The following is a 23,027-nucleotide window of genomic DNA, read 5'->3' on the forward strand; positions in this document are numbered from 1 at the left end:
GTGGATCAGCTGTTGTTGTGATCGATCTTGATGGTCGGGTCGCTACCGGCGATCAGCGAGTTGATGTTGGTGTTGGACCAGTTGTTGCCCTCCAGCTTGATCGTCACGTCCGCGTTGGCGATGCCGCCGGCCGCGTTGAGCTTGCCTTCGGAACTGACCTGCAGGGTCGAGGTACCGTCTACTGTGGTGATCTTCAGGAAGTTGTCGATGGTACTGGCGCTCTCGCCCTGCAACAGGTCCCGCAGGTCGATACGGTCGCCTTCGCTGGCCTTGAAGTCCTTGATCACGTCATTACCGGTGTCGCCGGCCTTCCAGACGAAGGTATCGGCACCCGAGCCGCCGATCAGGATGTCATTGCCCGCGCCACCGATCAGCGTGTCGTTGCCGGTACCGCCCAACAGGATGTCGTTGCCCTTGCCACCGTCGAGCAGGTCGTTGCCGCCCTGGCCGAAGATGATGTCGTTGCCGGTGCCGCCCAGCAGCGTGTCATTGCCGTCATGGGCCCCGGACACATCGAAGTCGGTGTAGTGCTCGGTGATGTACTGGTGCACGTTGCTGGTGGTGACGCTGCTCGCGGCCACGCCGGTCTTCTGCGCCACGAAGGCCTGCATGGCCTGGTAGCCCTCGCCGGCGATGCCGTTGAAGCTCACCAGGTCGCCGAAGATGATGTCGTTGCCGTTGCCGCCGTTGACCGTGTCGGCTCCCGGCATGGTCGCTTCGGTATGGCCGAGGATAGCGTCGGCCAGGTTCGACGGGTCGATATTGGTCTGTGGGGTGCTGTCGGTGTCGTACGGCCGCAGGTCGTTGAGGCTGACGTCGTTGTTCAGGCCGATCGCTTCCACCTGCGACAGGTTGCTCAGCAGGGCGAAGCCGCTGGTGGAGTTGCTGGTGGTGGCGTTGTTGGTGTAGCTGCCCGCACCGCCCAGGCTGGACAGTTCATAGGTGCCATCGCCCTGGGCATGCAGGGTGCCAGCGTTGTAACTGGACCAGCTGCCCCAGGCCTGCGTCCATACCGTGACGCTGCCGCTGCTGTTGATATCGATCAGGTGCGTGCTGTCCGGTTGCAGCCGGACGGTATCGCCCAGCTGATAGTTGCTGGTCGTGATCACGTTATCGAGCCTGACGCTGCCGTACAGGATCGGGTTGGTCTGCTCGCCGGTCTGGTAGAACGTCGGTTTGCCGTCGGTGATGAAGTACGTCAGGTTGGTGGCGTTGGTATTGCTGGTAGCCGCGCTGCTCTGGAAGAAGTTGGCCGTGGTCTTGAACACGTCCTCGTAGTTGGTGCCGCCGCCGGACGCCATGCTGTCCAGAATCGCCTTGAGCTGGGTCAGGGCGTTCGGATCGTTGAGGTTTACCGAGACCTGTTTGTTGACCTGGGTATCGAAGTCCGCCAGGAAGATATTCACGGTGCCCGAGGTGCTGCTGCCCAGGCTGTTTTTCAGGGTGTTGAACACCGTGGTCAGCGAGTTCTTGGCGGCGGTGAGCGAGGCATCGCTCATGCTGCCGGAGCTGTCGACCATGAACGCGATGTTGTAGTTCTTGCCTTGCACCACGTTCAGGCCGGCGACGTCGGCGACCATGATGTCGTTGCCCTCGGTGCCGACGAAGTTGTCGTCGCCCGCCGTGGCGACGCTGGCGCTGTAGGTTGCCGGGTACACCGTGACCGGGATCTGCGCGGTGCTGCTGGCCGAGCCGCCCAGGGACTCGGTGGAGGTCGAGGTCACGGTCAGGTTGAACGAGCCGTTGTAGTGCGACGGCGGGGTCAGGGTCAGGGTACCCAGGTTCCAGCCGGTGACATTGACTTCGCTGACGCTGCTGCCCGCGGTGAAGGTATGACCGGCGCCATCGCTGAGCACCGAGCCGGCCGGAATGCCGCCGATCTTCACGCTCAGGCTTTCCGAGCCATCGGTATCGGTCAGGGCGGTGGTGATCTTCGACAGCTTGACGCTGCCACCTTCGGCACCCTCGTTGAGCTTGTAGCCGTCGTAGTAGCCCTCGCCGTTGCTGCCGTGCAGCTCGGAAAGGGTGACGCCGGCATTGTTCAGCGCGGTTTCGTTCGGGTACATCGGGATGTTGGTGTTGCTCAGGTCGACCGGTGTGCTGCCATTGACCGACAGGTTGACGTCATAGGTGCCCGGGCCGCTCTGGTTGGCGTGGTAGATGTCCAGGGTGTAGTAGCCGCTGGTGGTCGGGGTGAACGAACCGCTGATGCTGCCACCGGCCCCCCAGGTCGCGGTGGCCACGTTCTTGCCGCCGATGGTGATCAGCAGGCTGTCGTCGCCGACACCGCTGAAGCTATAGGTCTTGCCGGCTTCGAGGTAGATCAGGCCGGAGGTCTTCGAGCCGCTGCCGCCGGCCACGCTGGCGTCGGACTGGGCGTTGGTCACCGTCGTGCTGCTGGTCGGGTTGCCGGAGTTGTTGAACACGGTTTTCAGCGCATCGCCGGTGATGCCGTTGCCGTTGGTGCCCAGGCCGCTGAGGCTGCTCCAGGACTCCTTGAGCAGGCCGATGGAGTTCACGCTGTTGCTCGCCACGCCCAGGGTCGGCGCATCGGCCACCGGAGTGATGTCGATCTTCACGGTGCCGGTGGTGCCCAGGGCCTGGCCGTCGGTTGGCTGGAACTTGATCTGCGCGTAGTCGGCCTGCTGGTTGCCCACGCCGCTGCCGTTGTAGCCGTCGACACCCGACTCGTTGGCATCCGGGGTGAAGCGCAGCTTGCCGGCGTCGATATCGGCCTTGCTGAAGGTCTGGTTGCTGGCCACGTCCTTCCAGGTCGAGCCGTCGAGGTATTGCAGCTTGCCGTCGCCCGGCAGTTGGGTGATTTTCACCCCGAGGCTGGCCGCAGGGCTGTCCACATCGCTGACGCCGAAGGTGGCCCAGGTCAGGGTCAGGGCGGTGTCTTCGGTACCGGTCACGGCGCCGCCGGTGGCCACTGGCGCGTCGTTCACCGCCACCACGTTGACCGTGGTGGTGGCGACGTTGGAGTAGTTGCTGCCATCGGTCACCGTCACGGTGATGGTCCGCGGCGTGGTGCTCGGGTCCTCACTGTTGTTGGTGAAGGTGATGTTCTTGATCTGCTGCATGTAGTCGGCCAGCGTCGCATTGCCGGACAGGGTCAGGGTGATGGTGCCCGCCTGGCTGTTGGCATTGATGGTGATGCCGTTGACGCTGTTGCCCAGGTTCAGCGAGTCGCCCGGCTGACGGTTGGTCAGCACGATGGTGGCGCCGGTCAGCATCGTGCTGTCCGGGTCGGTGATCGACAGGTCGGTATCGCCAATGGACACGCCTGGGCCGCTGGTGCCTTCGGTGAAGGTCACCTTGTAGTCGGCCCCGGTAGCGCCGCTGGAGTTGTTGGCATCCAGGTCGAGGACCGGTGGCGCATCGTTGTCGATGATCGAGGTGGTGACGCTGCCATTGGTGCCGCTGACCACCAGGTTCTCGAAGTTGCCGCCGGTGGCCGAGTCGATCTTGACCACGAAGTTTTCCGTGCCCTCGGTGATCTTGTCGTCGAGGGTGGCAACGTTGAAGCTGGCGCTGCTGGAGCCCGCCGGGATCTTCACGGTGTACACGCCGGTGAAGTCCGAGCCGTCGGCGGCAGTGCCGCTGTAGCTGATCTTCAGGGTGACCTCGGTTTGCGCCGGGCTGGTCAGGCTGACGGTGTAGGTCGCGGCCTGGCCTTCGGTGACCGAGGTGCTGCCGTTGATGCTCGCAGTGGTGGTATTGATGGTGTCGGTGACGCTGGTCACGGCCGGCGTGGTGCTTGGCACCAGGTTCTCGAAGTTGCCGCCGGTGGTGCTGGCGATACTGGCGCTGACGTTGCCGGCATCGATGTACACATCGTCGCTCGGTGCGGCCACGGTCACGCTGCCGCTGGTGGCGCCGGCGGCGATGTTGATCACCGCGCCGTTGCTCAGGGTCACGGTCACCGGAGTGCCCGCGGCGTTGGTCAGGGTGGCGGTGTAGACGATCGATCCGCCCTCGGCCACGGTGTTGGTGGCGCTGAGGGTCAGGGACGTGGTGTCCGGCGTATCGGTGACCGTGGTGTTGGCCGGATTGCTGTCGACCGCCAGTTTTTCGTAGTTGCCGCCGGTGGCGTTGGTGATGGTGGTGCTCAGGGAGCTGCCACCCACCAAGGCATCGTTAGGCGCCACGAAATTCACGGTACCGCTGCTGGCGCCGACCGGAATGGTGATGGTCTGGCCATTGGACAGAGTGACCACGACCGGCGAACCGGTTACTGGAGCGGTGACCGACGCGGTGTAAACCACGGTGCCGCCTTCGGTCACATTCGAAGTCGCGGTGAGGCTGACGGTCGAGGTGTCGATGGTGTCGGTGACGTTGGTCACCGCCGGTGCAGTGCTAGGTACCAGATTCTCGAAGTTGCCACCGGTGGCGGTCTGGATCGTGGCTTGCACGGTGCCGGCGTCTTTGTAGACGTCATCGGCTGGAGCCGCAACGGTCACGGTGCCCGTGGTGGCGCCCGCTGCGATGGTAATCACTGCGCCGTTGCTCAGGGTCACGGTCACTGGCGTGCCCGCGGCGTTGGTCAGAGTGGCGGTGTAAACAATCGAGCCGCCCTCGGCCACGGTGTTGGTGGCGCTGAGGATCAGGTTGGTGGTGTCCGGGGTATCGGTAACCGAGGTGTCAGCAGGCTTGCTGTCGACATCGAGTTTTTCGTAGTTGCCGCCCGTTGCGCCAGTGATGGCGGTGCTCAGGGAACTGCCGCCGACCAGTGCGTCGTTTGGCGCAGTGAAGTTCACGGCGCCGGAGGATTCGCCCACCGGGATGGTGATGGTCTGGCCGTTCGACAGGGTTACCACGACCGGCGAGCCAGTCACTGGCGCGGTCACGGAGGCGGTGTACACCACCACGCCACCTTCAGCCACGGACGGCGTGGCGGTCAGGCTGACAGTCGACGTATCGATGGTGTCGGTCACATTGGTGACCGCAGGCGTGGTGCTCGGTACCAGGTTCTCGAAGTTACCGCCGGTGGCAGTCTGGATCGTGGCTTGCACGGTGCCGGCGTCTTTGTAGACGTCATCGGCTGGAGCGGCCACGGTCACGGAACCCGTAGTTGCACCGGCGGCAATAGTAATCACCGCGCCGTTGCTCAGAGTGACGGTCACTGGCGTACCAGCGGCATTGGTCAGGGTGGCGGTGTAAACGATCGAACCGCCTTCTGCCACGGTATCGGTCGCTGTCAGGCTCAGATTGGTGGTGTCCGGGGTGTCGGTAACCGAGGTTTCAGCTGGTTTGCTATCAACGTCGAGTTTTTCGTAGTTGCCACCGGTGGCGCCGGTGATGGTGGTGCTCAGGGAGCTGCCGCCGGCCAAGGCATCGTTAGGCGCGACGAAGTTCACAGTACCACTGCTGGCGCCGACCGGAATGGTGATGGTCTGGCCGTTGGAAAGGGTGACGACGACCGGCGAGCCGGTGACCGGAGCAGTCACGGAGGCGGTGTAAACCACGGTGCCGCCTTCGGCGACGCTAGGAGTAGCGGTCAGGCTGACGGTCGAGGTATCGATAGTATCAGTGACGTCAGTCACTGCCGGCGTGGTGCTCGGCACCAGGTTTTCAAAGTTGCCACCGGTGGCAGTCTGGATCGTGGCTTGCACGGTGCCGGCGTCTTTGTAGACGTCATCGGCTGGAGCGGCCACGGTCACGGAGCCCGTGGTTGCGCCGGCGGCGATGGTGATCACCGCGCCATTGCTCAGGGTCACGGTCACCGGAGTGCCCGCGGCATTGGTCAGGGTAGCGGTGTAAACGATCGAACCACCTTCAGCGACGGTGTCGGTCGCTGTCAGGCTGAGGGTAGTGGTATCCGGAGTATCGGTAACCGAGGTGTCGGCAGGCTTGCTGTCGACATCGAGTTTTTCGTAGTTACCACCGGTGGCGCCAGTGATTGTGGCGCTCAGGGAGCTGCCGCCCGCCAGGGCATCGTTTGGCGCGGTGAAGTTCACGGTGCCGGACGACTCACCCACCGGGATGGTGATGGTTTGTCCGTTGGATAGGGTGACGACGACCGGCGAACCAGTAACCGGCGCGGTCACGGAGGCGGTGTAAACAACAACGCCGCCTTCGGCCACGGACGGCGTGGCCGTCAGCGAAACAGTGCTGGTGTCGATGGTGTCGGTCACATTGGTGACCGCAGGCGTGGTGCTCGGCACCAGGTTCTCGAAGTTACCGCCGGTGGCGGTCTGGATCGTGGCTTGCACGGTGCCGGCGTCTTTATAGACGTCATCGGCTGGAGCCGCGACGGTGACGGAGCCAGTGGTGGCGCCGGCCGCGATGGTAATCACCGCGCCATTGCTCAGGGTCACGGTTACCGGAGTGCCCGCGGCATTGGTCAGGGTAGCGGTGTAAACGATCGAACCACCTTCAGCGACGGTGTCGGTCGCTGTCAGGCTGAGGGTAGTGGTATCCGGAGTATCGGTAACCGAGGTATCAGCCGGCTTGCTGTCGACATCGAGTTTTTCGTAGTTACCACCGGTGGCGCCAGTGATTGTGGCGCTCAGGGAGCTGCCGCCCGCCAGGGCATCGTTTGGCGCGGTGAAGTTCACGGTGCCGGACGACTCACCCACCGGGATGGTGATGGTTTGTCCGTTGGATAGGGTGACGACTACTGGCGAACCAGTAACCGGCGCGGTCACGGAGGCGGTGTAAACCACGGTGCCGCCTTCGGCCACGGACGGCGTGGCCGTCAGCGAAACAGTGCTGGTGTCGATGGTGTCGGTCACATTGGTCACCGCCGGCGTGGTGCTCGGCACCAGGTTTTCGAAGTTGCCGCCAGTGGCGTCCTGGATGGTCGCTTCGACCTTGCCGGCGTCCTTGTACACGTCATCGGCTGGCGCCGCGACGGTGACGGAGCCGGTAGTGGCGCCGGCCGCAATGGTAATCACCGCGCCGTTCGACAGAGTCACGGTCACCGGAGTACCGGCAGCGTTAGTCAGGGTCGCGGTGTAAACGATCGAACCACCTTCAGCAACAGTGTCGGTCGCTGTCAGGCTCAGATTGGTGGTGTCCGGGGTGTCGGTCACCGAGGTATCAGCCGGCTTGCTGTCGATAGCCAGCTTCTCGTAGTTGCCACCCGTAGCGTCCTTGATGGTGGTGCTCAGGGAGCTGCCACCCGCCAGGGCATCGTTTGGCGCCGTGTAATTCACAGTACCGGAGGACTCGCCCACTGGGATGGTGATGGTCTGGCCGTTCGACAGGGTTACCACGACCGGCGAACCGGTCACTGGCGCGGTCACGGAGGCGGTGTAAACCACGGTGCCGCCTTCGGCGACGTTAGGCGTCGCGGTCAGGCTGACAGTCGACGTATCGATGGTGTCGGTCACGTCGGTAACGGCTGGAGTCGTGCTCGGAACCAGATTCTCGAAGTTGCCGCCGGTGGCATCCTGGATGCTCACCTCAACCTTGCCGGCATCCTTGTACACATCGTCCGCAGGGGCGGCGACGGTGACAGAACCGGTGGTGGCACCGGCGGCAATGTTGATTACGGCACCGTTCGACAGGGTCACGGTTACCGGCGTGCCGGCCGCATTGGTCAGGGTTGCGGTGTAAACGATCGATCCACCTTCGGCGACGGTGTCAGTCGCCGTCAGGCTCAGATTGGTGGTGTCCGGGGTGTCGGTAACCGAGGTGTCGGCAGGTTTACTGTCGACATCGAGCTTCTCGTAGTTGCCGCCAGTCGCACCGGTGATGGTCGCACTCAAGGAGCTGCCGCCCGCTAGGGCATCGTTTGGCGCCGTGTAATTCACAGTACCGGAGGACTCGCCCACTGGGATGGTGATGGTCTGGCCGTTGGACAGGGTTACCACTACAGGCGAACCGGTCACTGGAGCAGTCACGGACGCGGTGTAAACCACGGTACCGCCTTCAGCCACAGATGGAGTAGCGGTTAGCGACACAGTCGAAGTGTCGATGGTGTCGGTCACGTCGGTGACGGCTGGAGTCGTGCTCGGCACCAGACTCTCGAAGTTGCCGCCAGTAGCAGTTTTGATTGTGGCTTCTACGGTACCGGCATCTTTGTAGACGTCGTCCGCAGGAGCGGCCACGGTCACGGAGCCAGTCGTAGCGCCGGCGGCGATGGTAATCACTGCGCCGTTGGAGAGCGTTACGGTCACCGGAGTGCCCGCGGCGTTGGTCAGGGTAGCGGTGTAAACGATCGAACCGCCTTCAGCCACAGTGTCTGTCGCGCTGAGGGTCAGATTGGTGGTGTCCGGGGTATCGGTAACCGAGGTCTCGGCAGGTTTACCGTCGACGTCCAACTTCTCGTAGTTGCCGCCGGTTGCACCGGTAATGGTGGTGCTCAGGGAGCTACCGCCGGCCAGGGCATCGTTTGGTGCAGTGAAGTTCACAGTGCCCGACGACTCGCCGACCGGGATGGTGATGGTCTGGCCATTCGACAGCGTCACCACGACTGGCGAACCGGTCACTGGCGCGGTCACGGAGGCGGTGTAAACCACGGTACCGCCTTCAGCCACAGATGGAGTAGCGGTTAGCGACACAGTCGAAGTGTCGATGGTGTCGGTCACGTCGGTGACGGCTGGAGTCGTGCTCGGAACCAGGTTCTCGAAGTTGCCGCCTGCAGCATCGTTGATGCTGACTTCGACTTTGCCGGCATCCTTGTACACATCATCAGCTGGAGCGGCCACGGTCACGGTGCCGGTGGTGGCGCCGGCGGCGATGGTGATTACCGCGCCATTGCTCAGAGTCACGGTCACAGGCGTGCCCGCGGCGTTGGTCAGGGTGGCGGTGTAAACGATCGAGCCACCTTCTGCCACGGTATCGGTCGCAGTCAGGCTGAGGGTAGTGGTATCCGGCGTATCGGTAACCGATGTGTCGGCAGGCTTGCTGTCGACATCGAGTTTTTCGTAGTTGCCGCCGGTGGCGCCAGTGATGGTGGTGCTCAGGGAGCTGCCACCCGCCAAGGCATCGTTTGGTGCGGTGAAGTTCACGGTGCCGGACGACTCACCCACCGGAATGGTGATGGTCTGCCCATTCGATAGGGTGACCACGACCGGCGAACCGGTCACTGGCGCGGTCACGGAGGCGGTGTAAACCACGGTGCCGCCTTCGGCCACAGATGGAGTAGCGGTCAGCGAAACAGTGCTGGTGTCGATGGTGTCGGTCACGTCGGTGACAGCCGGTGTGGTGTTCGGCACCAGGTTCTCGAAGTTGCCGCCTGCAGCATCGTTGATGCTGACTTCGACTTTGCCGGCATCCTTGTACACATCGTCCGCTGGGGCGGCGACGGTGATAGAACCAGTAGTAGCGCCTGCAGCGATGGTGATCACCGCGCCATTGCTAAGAGTTACGGTTACCGGAGTCCCGGCCGCGTTGGTCAGGGTGGCGGTGTAAACAATGGAGCCACCTTCTGCCACGGTATCGGTCGCAGTCAGGCTGAGGGTAGTGGTGTCCGGGGTATCGGTAACCGATGTGTCGGCAGGCTTGCTGTCGACATCGAGTTTTTCGTAGTTGCCGCCGGTGGCGCCAGTGATGGTGGTGCTCAGGGAGCTGCCACCCGCCAAGGCATCATTGGGCGCAGTGAAGTTCACGGTGCCGGAGGATTCACCTACCGGAATGGTGATGGTCTGCCCATTCGATAGGGTGACCACGACCGGCGAGCCGGTGACTGGAGCGGTGACCGATGCGGTGTAAACCACGGTGCCGCCTTCGGCCACAGATGGAGTGGCGGTCAACGAAACAGTGCTGGTGTCGATGGTGTCGGTCACGTCGGTGACAGCCGGTGTGGTGTTCGGCACCAGGTTCTCGAAGTTGCCGCCAGCGGTCTCTTTGATGCTGACTTCGACTTTGCCGGCATCTTTGTAAACGTCATCTGCGGGGGCTGCGACGGTCACGGAACCAGTAGTGGCACCTGCTGCGATAGTAATCACGGCGCCGTTGCTCAAGGTCACGGTCACTGGAGTGCCCGCGGCGTTGGTCAGGGTAGCGGTGTAAACGATCGAACCGCCCTCGGCCACGGTTTCGGTGGCGCTCAAGGTCAGGTTGGTGGTGTCCGGGGTATCGGTCACCGAGGTGTCAGCAGGTTTGCTGTCGACATCGAGTTTTTCGTAGTTGCCACCGGTTGCACCGGTAATGGTGGTGCTCAGGGAGCTACCGCCGACCAATGCATCATTGGGCGCAGTGAAGTTCACGGTGCCGGAGGATTCACCTACCGGAATGGTGATGGTCTGGCCGTTGGACAGGGTGACAACGACTGGCGAACCAGTAACCGGCGCAGTCACGGAGGCGGTGTAAACGACAACGCCACCTTCAGCTACAGACGGCGTTGCAGTCAGGCTGACGGTCGAGGTGTCGATGGTGTCAGTGACATCAGTCACAGCCGGAGTGGTGCTTGGAACGAGATTCTCGAAATTACCGCCAGCGGTCTCTTTGATGCTGACTTCGACTTTGCCGGCATCTTTGTAAACGTCATCTGCGGGGGCCGCGACGGTGACGGAACCGGTAGTGGCGCCCGCTGCGATGGTGATCACCGCGCCGTTGCTCAGGGTCACGGTCACCGGAGTGCCAGCGGCATTGGTCAGGGTTGCGGTGTAAACGATCGAGCCGCCTTCAGCGACAGTATCGGTCGCGCTGAGGGTCAGGCTGGTGGTGTCCGGGGTGTCGGTAACCGAGGTGTCGGCAGGTTTGCTGTCGACGTCGAGCTTCTCGTAGTTGCCGCCAGTCGCACCGGTAATGGTGGTGCTCAGGGAGCTACCACCCACCAAGGCATCATTCGGGGCTGTGAAGTTTACGGTGCCGGAGGATTCACCTACAGGGATGGTGATGGTCTGACCGTTGGACAGAGTGACGACTACCGGGGAGCCGGTTACTGGAGCGGTGACCGACGCGGTGTAAACCACGGTGCCACTCTCGGCGACGCTAGGAGTGGCGGTCAGGCTGACGGTCGAGGTGTCGATGGTGTCGGTCACATCGGTGACGGCAGGCGTGGTGCTTGGCACCAGGTTTTCAAAGTTGCCGCCGGTAGCGTCCTGAATGGTCGCTTCGACCTTGCCGGCATCCTTGTACACATCGTCAGCAGGCGCTGCGACGGTGACGGAGCCAGTGGTAGCGCCAGCTGCGATGGTAATCACTGCACCGTTCGACAGACTCACGGTTACAGGCGTACCGGCCGCATTGGTCAGGGTGGCGGTGTAAACGATCGAGCCACCCTCGGCGACAGTGTCAGTCGCCGTCAGGCTCAGAGTAGTAGTGTCCGGGGTGTCGGTCACCGAGGTGTCGGCAGGTTTGCTGTCGACGTCGAGCTTCTCATAGTTGCCACCGGTAGCACCGGTAATGGTGGTGCTCAAGGAGCTACCGCCAGCCAATGCATCGTTTGGCGCCGTGAAGTTCACGGTGCCGGAAGACTCGCCCACTGGAATGGTAATGGTCTGGCCGTTGGACAGAGTTACCACAACTGGTGAGCCAGTCACTGGTGCGGTCACGGAGGCGGTGTAAACCACAACACCGCCTTCATCCACGGATGGAGTCGCGGTCAGGCTGACAGTCGAAGTGTCGATGGTGTCAGTGACATCAGTCACAGCTGGGGTAGTGCTGGGTACCAGGTTCTCAAAGTTACCGCCTGCAGCATCCTTGATGCTGACTTCGACTTTGCCGGCATCCTTGTACACATCATCAGCTGGAGCCGCGACGGTGACGGAGCCGGTGGTTGCGCCGGCGGCGATGGTGATCACCGCGCCGTTGCTCAAGGTGACCGTCACAGGCGTGCCGGCCGCATTGGTCAGGGTCGCGGTGTAAACGATCGAACCGCCTTCGGCCACGGTTTCGGTGGCGCTCAAGGTCAGGCTGGTGGTGTCTGGCGTATCAGTAACCGATGTCTCGGCAGGCTTGCCGTCAACGTCCAGCTTCTCGTAGTTACCGCCCGTTGCTCCGGTGATGGTCGCGCTCAGGGAGCTGCCGCCGGCCAGGGCATCGTTCGGTGCCGTGATATTGACGGTACCGGAGGATTCACCCACCGGAATGGTGATGGTCTGGCCGTTGGACAGGGTGACCACGACTGGTGAACCTGTCACCGGCGCGGTCACGGAGGCGGTGTAAACCACGGTGCCGCCTTCGGCTACAGACGGCGTCGCGGTCAGGCTGACGGTCGACGTATCGATGGTGTCAGTGACATCAGTCACGGCCGGGGTAGTGCTGGGTACCAGGTTCTCGAAGTTGCCGCCTGCAGCATCTTTGATGCTGACTTCGACTTTGCCGGCATCCTTGTACACATCGTCAGCCGGGGCTGCGACGGTCACAGAGCCGGTGGTCGCACCGGCAGCGATTGTGATGATCGCACCGTTGCTCAAGGTCACGGTTACAGGCGTGCCGGCCGCATTGGTCAGCGTCGCGGTATAAACGATCGAACCGCCTTCAGCGACAGTGTCAGTCGCTGTCAGGCTAAGGGTGGTGGTATCTGGCGTATCGGTAACCGAGGTCTCGGCAGGCTTACCGTCGACGTCCAGCTTCTCGTAGTTGCCGCCGGTTGCACCGGTAATTGTGGTGCTCAGGGAACTACCGCCAGCCAGGGCATCGTTTGGTGCCGTGAAGTTCACGGTGCCGGAAGACTCACCCACTGGAATAGTGATGGTCTGTCCGTTGGACAAGGTCACGACTACTGGCGAGCCGGTCACTGGAGCCGTTACGGACGCGGTGTAAACCACGGTGCCACCCTCGGCGACGCTAGGAGTGGCGGTCAGGCTGACGGTCGAGGTATCGATAGTGTCGGTGACGTCAGTCACAGCTGGGGTAGTGCTCGGAACCAGGTTCTCGAAATTACCGCCAGCGGTCTCTTTGATACTGACTTCAACCTTGCCCGCATCCTTGTACACATCGTCCGCCGGGGCTGCGACAGTCACGGAGCCTGTGGTGGCACCCGCTGCAATGGTGATCACCGCACCGTTCGACAGAGTCACGGTGACTGGCGTGCCCGCAGCATTGGTCAAGGTCGCGGTGTAAACGATCGATCCACCTTCAGCGACAGTGTCGGTCGCAGTCAGGCTGAGGGTAGTGGTATCCGAAGTATCGGTAACCGAGGTCTCGGCAGGTTTGCTGTCGACATCGAGCTTCTCGTAGTTGCCACCCGTTGCAGCGGTGATCGTGGTGCTCAGGGAACTACCGCCTGCCAGGGCATCGTTTGGCGCGGTGAAGTTCACGGTGCCGGACGACTCACCCACTGGAATGGTGATGGTTTGTCCGTTGGACAGGGTCACCACGACTGGTGAACCGGTCACCGGCGCGGTCACGGAGGCGGTATAAACCACGATGCCGCCTTCGGCCACGGATGGAGTGGCTGTCAGCGAAACAGTGCTGGTGTCGATGGTGTCAGTGACATCGGTGACCGCTGGGGTGGTGCTCGGAACGAGGTTCTCGAAGTTGCCGCCCGTAGCATCCTTGATGCTGACTTCAACCTTACCAGCGTCTTTGTAGACGTCATCGGCTGGAGCAGCCACGGTTACGGTGCCCGTGGTGGCGCCGGCGGCGATGGTGATTACCGCGCCATTGCTCAACGTGACCGTCACAGGTGTGCCGGCGGCATTGGTGAGGGTCGCGGTGTAAACGATCGAACCACCTTCGGCCACGGTGTCTGTGGCGCTCAAGGTCAGGCTAGTGGTGTCCGGGGTGTCGGTCACCGAGGTATCGGCCGGCTTGCTGTCGACATCCAGTTTTTCGTAGTTACCGCCAGTCGCGCCAGTGATGGTAGTGCTCAGGGAGCTACCGCCAGCCAGGGCATCGTTTGGTGCGGTGAAGTTCACGGTGCCCGACGACTCGCCGACCGGAATGGTGATGGTCTGGCCGTTGGACAGAGTTACCACAACCGGCGAGCCGGTTACTGGAGCGGTGACCGACGCGGTGTAAATCACCACGCCACCTTCCGCGACGCTAGGAGTAGCGGTCAAGGAAACAGTGCTGGTGTCGATGGTGTCGGTCACGTCGGTGACGGCCGGTGTGGTGTTCGGCACCAGATTCTCGAAGTTCCCGCCTACGGCGTCTTTGATGCTGACTTCAACTTTGCCGGCATCCTTGTACACATCATCAGCTGGAGCCGCGACGGTGACGGAGCCGGTGGTTGCACCGGCAGCAATGGTGATCACTGCGCCGTTCGACAGGGTCACGGTTACCGGAGTGCCAGCGGCATTGGTCAGGGTCGCGGTGTAAACAATGGACCCACCCTCGGCGACGGTATCGGTCGCAGTCAGGCTGAGGGTAGTGGTATCCGGAGTATCGGTAACCGAGGTCTCGGCAGGCTTGCCGTCAACGTCGAGTTTTTCGTAGTTGCCGCCAGTCGCACCGGTGATGGTAGTGCTCAGGGAGCTACCGCCCGCCAGGGCGTCGTTTGGTGCGGTGAAGTTCACGGTGCCGGACGACTCACCCACTGGAATGGTGATGGTTTGTCCGTTGGACAGGGTCACCACGACTGGTGAACCGGTCACTGGGGCGGTCACGGACGCGGTGTAAACCACAGTGCCACCTTCAGCCACGGACGGCGTCGCGGTCAGCGAAACAGTCGACGTATCGATGGTATCGGTGACATCAGTCACAGCTGGGGTAGTGCTGGGTACCAGGTTTTCGAAGTTACCGCCTGCAGCATCCTTGATGCTGACTTCGACTTTACCGGCATCTTTGTAGACGTCATCGGCTGGAGCAGCCACGGTCACGGAACCCGCAGTTGCACCGGCGGCAATAGTAATCACTGCACCGTTCGACAAAGTCACGGTTACAGGCGTGCCAGCGGCATTGGTCAGAGTCGCGGTGTAAACGATCGAACCACCCTCGGCCACGGTGTCGGTGGCGCTGAGGGTCAGGTTGGTAGTGTCCGGCGTGTCAGTAACCGAGGTCTCGGCCGGTTTGCTGTCGACATCCAACTTCTCGTAGTTGCCACCGGTGGCGCCAGTGATGGTCGCGCTCAGGGAGCTGCCGCCCGCGAGGGCATCGTTCGGTGCCGTGATATTGACGGTACCGGAGGATTCACCCACTGGAATGGTGATGGTCTGGCCGTTGGACAGGGTCACCACAACAGGCGAGCCAGTCACTGGCGCAGTCACCGACGCGGTGTAAACCACAGTGCCGCCTTCAGCCACGGACGGCGTCGCGGTCAGCGAAACAGTAGAGGTGTCGATGGTGTCGGTGATGTCCGTCACCGCCGGCGTGGTGCTCGGCACCAGGTTTTCAAAGTTGCCGCCGCTGGCGTTCTGGATAGTCGCTTCGACCTTGCCAGCGTCCTTGTAGACGTCATCGGCGGGCGCCGCGACGGTCACAGAGCCCATGGTCGCGCCAGCGGCAATGGTGATCACTGCGCCGTTGCTCAGGGTCACGGTGACCGGCGTGCCGGCCGGGTTGGTCAGGGTGGCGGTGTAGACAATCGAGCCGCCTTCGGCGACCGAACCACTGGCCGACAGGCTCAGTCCGGTGTCGTCCACGGAGTCGGTGATGGTGGTTTGCGCCGGCGTGGTGTCGGGCGTCAGTTGTTCGAAGTTGCCACCGGTGGCGCCGGTAATGCTGGTGCTGACTGTGCTGCCGTTGTTGTAGACGTCATTGGCGGGGGTATCGACCACGACGGTGCCGACGGTTTTGCCGGCCTCGATCACGATGGTCGAGCCATTGGACAGGGTCACGGTAACCGGGGTCTGCGCCGGGTTGGTCAGGGTCGCGGTGTAGGTGATCTGGCCACCCTCCACAACGCTGCCGGTAGCGGTCAGGCTCAGGCCGGTGTTGTCCACCGAGTCGGTGATGGTGGTCTGTGCCGGCGTGGTGCTCGGTACCAGGTTCTCGAAGTTGCCGCCGGTGGCGCCGGTAATGCTGGTGCTGACCGTACTGCCGTTGTTGTAGACGTCGTTGGCCGGGGTATCGACCACCACGGTGCCGGTGGTTTTACCGGCGTCGATGGTGATGGTCGAACCGTTGGACAGGGTCACGGTGACCGGCGTCTGCGCGGGGTTGGTCAGGGTCGCGGTGTAGGTGATCTGGCCACCTTCGACGACGGTGCCGGTGGCCGACAGGGTCAGGCCGGTGGCATCCGGCGAGTCGGTGATGGTGGTCACCGCCGGCGTGGTGCTTGGCACCAGGTTCTCGAAGTTGCCGCCAGTGGTGCCGGTAATGCTGGTGCTGACCGTGCTGCCGTTGTTGTAGACGTCGTTGGCCGGGGTATCGACCACCACGGTGCCGACGGTCCGGCCGGCGTCGATGGTGATGATCGAGCCGTTGGACAGGGTCACGGTGACCGGCGTCTGCGCCGGGTTGGTCAGGGTCGCGGTGTAGGTGATCTGGCCGCCTTCGACGACGGTGCCGTTGGCGGTCAGGGTCAGGCCGGTGTTGTCCACCGAGTCGGTGATGGTGGTCACCGCCGGCGTCGGGTTCGGTACCAGGTTCTCGAAGTTGCCGCCGGTAGTCCCGGTAATGCTGGTGCTGACGGTGCTGCCATTGTTGTAGACGTCGTTCGGCGGGGTATCGACCACCACAGTGCCGACGGTCTGGCCGGCGTCGATGGTGATGGTCGAGCCATTGGACAGGGTCACGGTGACCGGGGTCTGCGCCGGGTTGGTCAGGGTCGCGGTGTAGGTGATCTGGCCACCCTCGGTCACGCTGGAGCCCGCGGTCAGGGTCACGGTGGTGGTGTCCACGGTGTCCGTGACCTGGGTGACGGCTGGCGTCGGGTCGACGGTCACGACCAGGCCACCGCCGCCGGTAGTACCGGTGACGCCCACGCTGATCTCTTTCGGGTCGTTGTAGACGGTGTCGTTCGGTGCCAGCGGCACGTTGACGGTGCCGGTCAGTTGCCCGGCCGGAATCACGATCACCGAACCGTTGGACAGGGTGATGGTCAGGCCGGTCAGCGGTGCCTGGGTCAGCGTGGCGGTGTACACCAGTACGCCGCCGGCTTCGGTAATGGTCGGGGTTGCGCTCAGGCTCAGGGTCGAGTCGCGCAGGATCTCGGTGGTAGTGCTGCTGTCATTGGTGGTCAGCGCACCGGTGGTGTCTTGCGCCGCGGTGCCCGCCGCACCGAGGCCCACGGTCGGGAAGCCGATGGTCGGGTCGACCCGGCCTGCCGTGGCGTCGAGCATCACGAAGCTGTGGCCGCCGCCCGCAGCGCCGCCGGTACCCGCGGCGGTCGGGCCGGCCGCGGTGGCTTCCAGCTCGGTAGTCGGGTCCGCGCCGGCGACGATTGCCTGCTGCAGCTCAGCGACTGACGGCGCAGCTTGCTCGGCGGCCTCGGCCAGGTCGGTGCTGGAGTCCGGAGCACTGCCGCTCCATTGCGTTTCGCGACCCAGGTCCAGGGTCCGGCCATCGGCCAGTTCCAGGCTGACGGCGCCCGCCAGGCCGGTATCGACCTGGTCGCCTACATACAGGCGATCACCCTCAACGAGTACGCGGCGAACCCCTTCGGGGGATACGACGAAAACTTGGCCAACAATGCTTTTGACGGTAGCAACAACACTGCTCATTGAGGATTCTCCGGGGGGTACCGTTCAGTAGACTTCCATGTTCCTGACGGGCATACGCCGACGCAGTCTGGACGTTCTTCAGAGTGTAGAAACACGTGATTTTGACGCGAACATTTGTCAATAAATTGGCTATATTTTTTTGCTATTAACCATATGCCAAACTATTGACCTTCTGAGTGTCATCCTAAACAATCGTCAAGGTAATGTCACATTGATATTCATGCGGCGACCTGTCTAAAAGTGTGTGACCCAGTTCATGGTTTGAACTTTCCGATATACGGTCATTCCGGTTGCCATCATCCGATGCAGCGCCTCGTTTTGCTGTGATTTGGGACAAGAAGTCCTGGGAACCCCTCTATGCGTCCGCAGTTGTTCAAAGCCTTACCCTTCGTACTCGCCGCCAGTTTCGCCCAAGCACAAACCCTGCCCGAAGCCATGCAGAAAGCGCTGGATGTCCATCCGGAAATCCAGGCCGCGGTGAATAGCCGCCTGGCAGCCGATTACCAGCTCAAAGCGGCCAAGGGCGGCTATTTGCCGCGGGTCGATTTGCTGGGCGGTTATGGTCGTGAAGGCACCGACAGCCCGACCACCCGTGCAGGATCGAGCAATCACTGGGAGACGCTGAACCGCAGCGAGTCAAGTTTACGTCTCCAGCAAATGGTTTTTGACGGTTTTGCCACCTCCAGCGAGGTGGGGCGTCAACAAGCCACCGTCAATTCCCGGGCGTACTCGTTGCTGGGCACTTCCGAGCGCACCGCGCTGACCGTGGCCCAGGTGTACCTGGATGTGCTGACCCGGCGCGAGTTCGTGCGCCTGGCCGAAGACAACATGCGCAATCACGAGCGCATCTACGATCAGATCCAGCTGCGCACCCAGCGCGGCGTCGGCAGCCGCGCCGACCTCGACCAGGCGGAGGCGCGCATGGCCCAGGCGCGCAACAACCTGATCACCGAACAGACCAACCTGGCCGATGCCCAGACCAACTACCTCAGCGCCGTCGGCCAGATGCCGGATCAGCTGGAGCGCCCGGTCGGCTTCATGGCCCTGCTGCCGGCCAGCCTCGACGAAGCCCAGCGCCAGATGCTGGAAAACAGCCCGATCCTGCGCTCGGCCGAATCCGACATCGTCGCCGCCGAGAAGCAGTACGAAGCCGCCAAGTCGACCTTCTACCCGCGCTTCGATGCCGAGCTTGGGCGTACTGCCGACAACAACCTGGACGGCATCGACGGCCACAACAACGAATGGCAGGCCATGTTGCGCATGCGCTTCAACCTGTTCGCCGGCGGCAGCAACAAGGCCGACCTGGAATCCAAGGCCTATCAGTCCACCCAGGCGCTGGATATTCGTAACAACGCCCTGCGTGTTCTGAATGAAGAGCTAGGCTTGGCGTGGAACGCCTTGAACAACGCCAATGCGCAAGTGCCGATCGCCCAGCAATATGTCGATCGCAGCGCCAGCGTGCGTGAGGCGTATCAGAAGCAATTCAGTTTGGGCGAGCGCACTTTGCTCGACTTGCTCGATAGCGAGAATGAACTGTTCACCGCCTCGCGTCGTTTGGCGGAAATCAAGAACATTCAGTTATTTACTCAATATCGAATCAAGGCGACCATGGGCGAATTGCTCAAGAGCCAGGGAGTGGTCGCACCCATGGCTTCCGTCGTGCAGAACGATGTGAAGCCCAAGGTCCAACTGCCTGGGATGAATTGAGTACTTTTCATCCAATAGACAGTTAAAGAGTGCCGAGCGTGGAATCAGAAGTCAGTCGAGTGCAACTTAGCCATGATCCACGCGGCATGCATGACGACCCGCTGCTGGATGCCCTGCTAACCCTGTGCTCCTTGCATCAGAAGCCGGCCAGCGCGGCCATGCTGACCACCGGCCTGCCTTTACCCTCCCAGCGCCTGAGCGCCGAGTTGCTGCCGCGCGCCGCCGCTCGCGCCGGCCTGCAGGGGCGTTTGCTGCGGCGCAAGCTGGAGCAGATTCCTGCCATCGCCATGCCGGCCATGCTGTTGCTCAAGGACGGCCGCAGCGCCGTCCTGCTCGGCTGGCAGGGCGAAGACAAGGCCCGCCTGCTGCTCAGCGAGAGCGACGGCGGCGAGGTCAGCGTCAGTCGCCAGATGCTGGCCGACGACTACAGCGGGCAAGTGTTCTTCGCCCAGCCCCAACACAAATTCGACGTCAACCACGGCTCGCTGATTCCTCGCGCCCGCTCCTGGTTCCGCGACACCTTGAAGCGTTCGCGCTGGCTGTACGCCGACGCCATCGCCGCCAGCCTGCTGATCAACGTCATTGCCATGGCCGCGCCGCTGTTCGTGATGAACGTCTACGACCGCGTGGTCCCCAACCAGGCCGCCGCCACCCTGTGGGTGCTGGCCATCGGCATCACTGGCGCCTATCTATTCGACCTGATTCTCAAGAGCCTGCGCAGCCTGTGCCTGGACCTGGCCGGCAAGAAGACCGACCTGATCATCTCGGCCACGCTGTTCGAGCGCATCGTCGGCATGGCCATGAAGTACCGGCCGGCGCGGGTCGGCAGCTTTGCCCAGAACATCCACGAGTTCCAGAGCCTGCGCGACTTCCTCGCCTCGCTGACCCTCACCAGCCTGATCGACCTGCCGTTCACCCTGCTGATCTTCCTGGTGATCGCCATCCTCGGCGGGCACCTGGTGTGGATTCCGGTGCTGGCCTTCCCGATTGCCCTGGGCATCGGCTATGCCCTGCAGAAACCGCTGATTGCCACCATGGAAAAAACCATGGCCCTGGGCGCCGAGCGCCAGTCGAGCCTGATCGAGACCCTGGCCGGGCTGGACGCGGTGAAGGTCAACAACGCCGAAAGCGAACGCCAGTACCAGTGGGAACAGACCATCGGCACCCTGGGCCGCCTCGAGCTGCGGGTGAAGATGCTCTCCAGCCTGGCGATGAATATCACCCTGCTGATCCAGCAACTGGCCGGGGTGATCATGATCGTCTTCGGCGTGTACCAGATCATCGACGGCAACCTGAGCATGGGCGGGCTGATCGCCTGCTACATGCTCAGCGGCCGCGCCCTCAGCCCGCTGGCCTCGTTGTCCGGCCTGCTGACCCGCTACCAGCAGGCGCGGGTAACCATGACCTCGGTCGACCAGATGATGGAGCTGCCCCAGGAGCGCAACTTCGACGAGCGCCCCCTGAGCCGCAACGTGCTGCAGGGCGCCATCGAATGCCGGCAGCTGAATTTCACCTACCCGGGGCAGCAGAATCCGGCGTTGAAGAACATCAACCTGGTGGTCAAGCCGGGCGAGAAGATCGGCATCATCGGCCGCAGCGGCTCGGGCAAGAGCTCCCTGGCCAAGCTACTGGTGGGCCTGTATGCCCCGGACTCCGGCGCCTTGCTGGTAGACGGCGTGGACATCCGGCAGATCGACGTCAGCGAATTGCGCCACAACATCGGTTATGTGGCCCAGGACATCCAGCTGCTGGCCGGCACCCTGCGTGACAACCTGACCTCCGGCGCCCGTTATGTCGAAGACGAACTGGTGCTGCAGGCCGCCGAACTGGCCGGCGTCCACGAGTTCGCCCGCCTGCACCCGCAGGGCTACGAGCTGCAGGTCGGCGAGCGCGGGCAGAACCTCTCCGGCGGCCAGCGGCAGAACGTCGCCCTGGCCCGGGCCCTGCTGCTCAACCCGCCGATCCTGCTGCTCGACGAACCGACCAGCGCCATGGACAACACCGGTGAAGAACGCTTGAAACAACGCCTGCAAGCCGTGGTGGAAGCCAAGACCGTGGTGCTGGTCACCCACCGTGCCTCGCTGCTGTCGCTGGTGGATCGCCTGCTGGTGATCGACCGCGGGCAGATCCTCGCCGACGGGCCGAAAGCAGTCGTGATGGAAGCGTTGAAGAAGGGGCAGATCAGTGTTGCTTAAATCCGGTTTCAAAGACTCGATCCTGCGCTACTTCAAAGGCACCGAATCGCTGCACGACCAACCCCTGCCCGAGGTCAACAAGGCGCTGATCGAGGATGCGCCACGGGTTATCCGCCTGACCATCTGGGGCATCATCGGCTTCTTCCTGTTCCTGCTGCTGTGGGCCAACTTCGCGGTGATCGACGAAGTGACCAAGGGCGAGGGCAAGGCGATCCCGTCGTCCAAGGTGCAGAAAATCCAGAACCTGGAAGGCGGTATCGTCTCCGAACTGTTCGTCAAGGAAGGGCAGATCGTCGAAGCCGGCGCCCCGCTGATCCGCCTGGACGACACGCGCTTCAAGTCCAACGTCGGCGAGACCGAGGCCGATCGCCTGTCGATGCTGCTGCGGGTCGAGCGCCTGAGCGCGGAGATCGACAACCGCGAACTGAATTTCCCGGCCGATGCCATGGCCGCCGTGCCTGGCCAGGCGGCCAGCGAAAAGTCGCTGTATGAAAGCCGTCGCCAGCAGTTGCACGACGAAGTCGGCGGCCTGCAGGAACAACTGATCCAGAAGCAGCAGGAACTGCGCGAGTTCACCTCCAAGCAGGCGCAGTACCGCCAGCAACTGAGCCTGCAGCGCCAGGAAATCGCTATGTCCGAGCCGCTGGTGGCCCAGGGCGCGGTGTCGCCGGTGGAAGTGCTGCGGCTCAAGCGCGCCGAAGTCGAGACCCGTGGGCAACTGGACGCCACCACCCTGGCGATTCCCCGTGCCGAATCGGCGATCAAGGAAGTCCAGCGCAAGGTCGACGAAACCCGCGGCAAATTCCGCAGCGAAGCCCTGACCCAGCTCAACGAGGCGCGCACCGAACTGAACAAGGCCAGCGCCACCGGCAAGGCCCTGGAGGACCGGGTCAGCCGGACCCTGGTCACCTCGCCGGTGCGCGGCATCGTCAAGCAACTGATGGTCAACACCATCGGCGGTGTGATCCAGCCGGGCAGCGACATGGTGGAGATCGTGCCGCTGGACGACACCCTGCTGGTGGAAGCGAAGATCCGTCCGCAGGACATCGCCTTCCTGCACCCGGGGCAGGAAGCAGTAGTCAAGTTCACCGCCTATGACTACACCATCTACGGCGGCCTGAAGGCCAAGCTGGAACAGATCGGCGCCGACACCATCACCGACGAAGACAAGAAGACCACCTACTACGTGATCAAGTTGCGCACCGACCGCAGCCACCTGGGCACCGATGAAAAGCCGTTGCTGATCATCCCCGGCATGGTCGCCTCGGTGGACATCATCACCGGCAAGAAGAGCGTGCTCAGCTACCTGCTCAAGCCGATCATCCGCGCCCGTGCCGAGGCGCTGCACGAGCGTTGATGCGGTAGCCGCTGCCGCCTGCGTCTGATCATGCTGCGGATGGGCAGGATATGAGCGGCGTCGATCTTCGATCCATTCGCGAGCAAGCTTCGCTCCTACAGAAGGCACCGCGCGGCTTCTGTAGGAGCGAAGCTTGCTCGCGATGGCGCCTGTGGATTCACCATTGAATTCCCCCGCCTGAATCGCCATATCGTTATTCGATAACGGTATTTAAAATTCAGTTATTATATCTATAAAGTCGACTCCCTGCGTACCTGCCGACCAATCGGCGCGCCGCACGAAATGAACCCACACGGGACCTCCGTGAGTTTCTGATCGACG

Annotated in this window: 4 protein-coding genes; 3 read left to right on the top strand and 1 reads right to left on the bottom strand. The window is 62.7% G+C overall.

Translation table 11 applies throughout. The annotated features are described in order from the left end of the window. Positions 1-5: 5 nt before the first annotated feature. Positions 6-17,447, bottom strand: coding sequence for a retention module-containing protein (locus PMI20_RS04045; RefSeq protein ID WP_284171718.1), 17,442 nt, complete (start codon positions 17,445-17,447; stop codon positions 6-8). A gap of 357 nt (positions 17,448-17,804) precedes the next feature. Between PMI20_RS04045 and PMI20_RS04050 the strand changes: the two genes are divergently transcribed. Genes PMI20_RS04050 through PMI20_RS04060 form a run of 3 tightly spaced genes read left to right on the top strand, consistent with a single transcriptional unit; the run spans position 17,805 to position 22,706 of the window. Next, a complete protein-coding gene (locus tag PMI20_RS04050; protein ID WP_007928660.1) occupies positions 17,805-19,154 on the top strand; it encodes a TolC family outer membrane protein in 1,350 nt (449 codons plus the stop codon). Between the two features lie 38 nt (positions 19,155-19,192). Continuing rightward, a complete protein-coding gene (locus PMI20_RS04055; protein ID WP_037035296.1) occupies positions 19,193-21,349 on the top strand; it encodes a type I secretion system permease/ATPase in 2,157 nt (718 codons plus the stop codon). Continuing rightward, the gene (locus PMI20_RS04060) at positions 21,339-22,706 is read left to right on the top strand and encodes an HlyD family type I secretion periplasmic adaptor subunit (protein ID WP_007928658.1); all 1,368 of its coding nucleotides are present in this window, start codon (positions 21,339-21,341) and stop codon (positions 22,704-22,706) included. The genes PMI20_RS04055 and PMI20_RS04060 overlap by 11 nt, the downstream gene beginning before the upstream one ends. The last annotated feature ends 321 nt before the right edge of the window (positions 22,707-23,027 follow it).

It is taken from the genome of Pseudomonas sp. GM17, assembly GCF_000282175.2.
Taxonomy (GTDB): domain Bacteria; phylum Pseudomonadota; class Gammaproteobacteria; order Pseudomonadales; family Pseudomonadaceae; genus Aquipseudomonas; species Aquipseudomonas chlororaphis.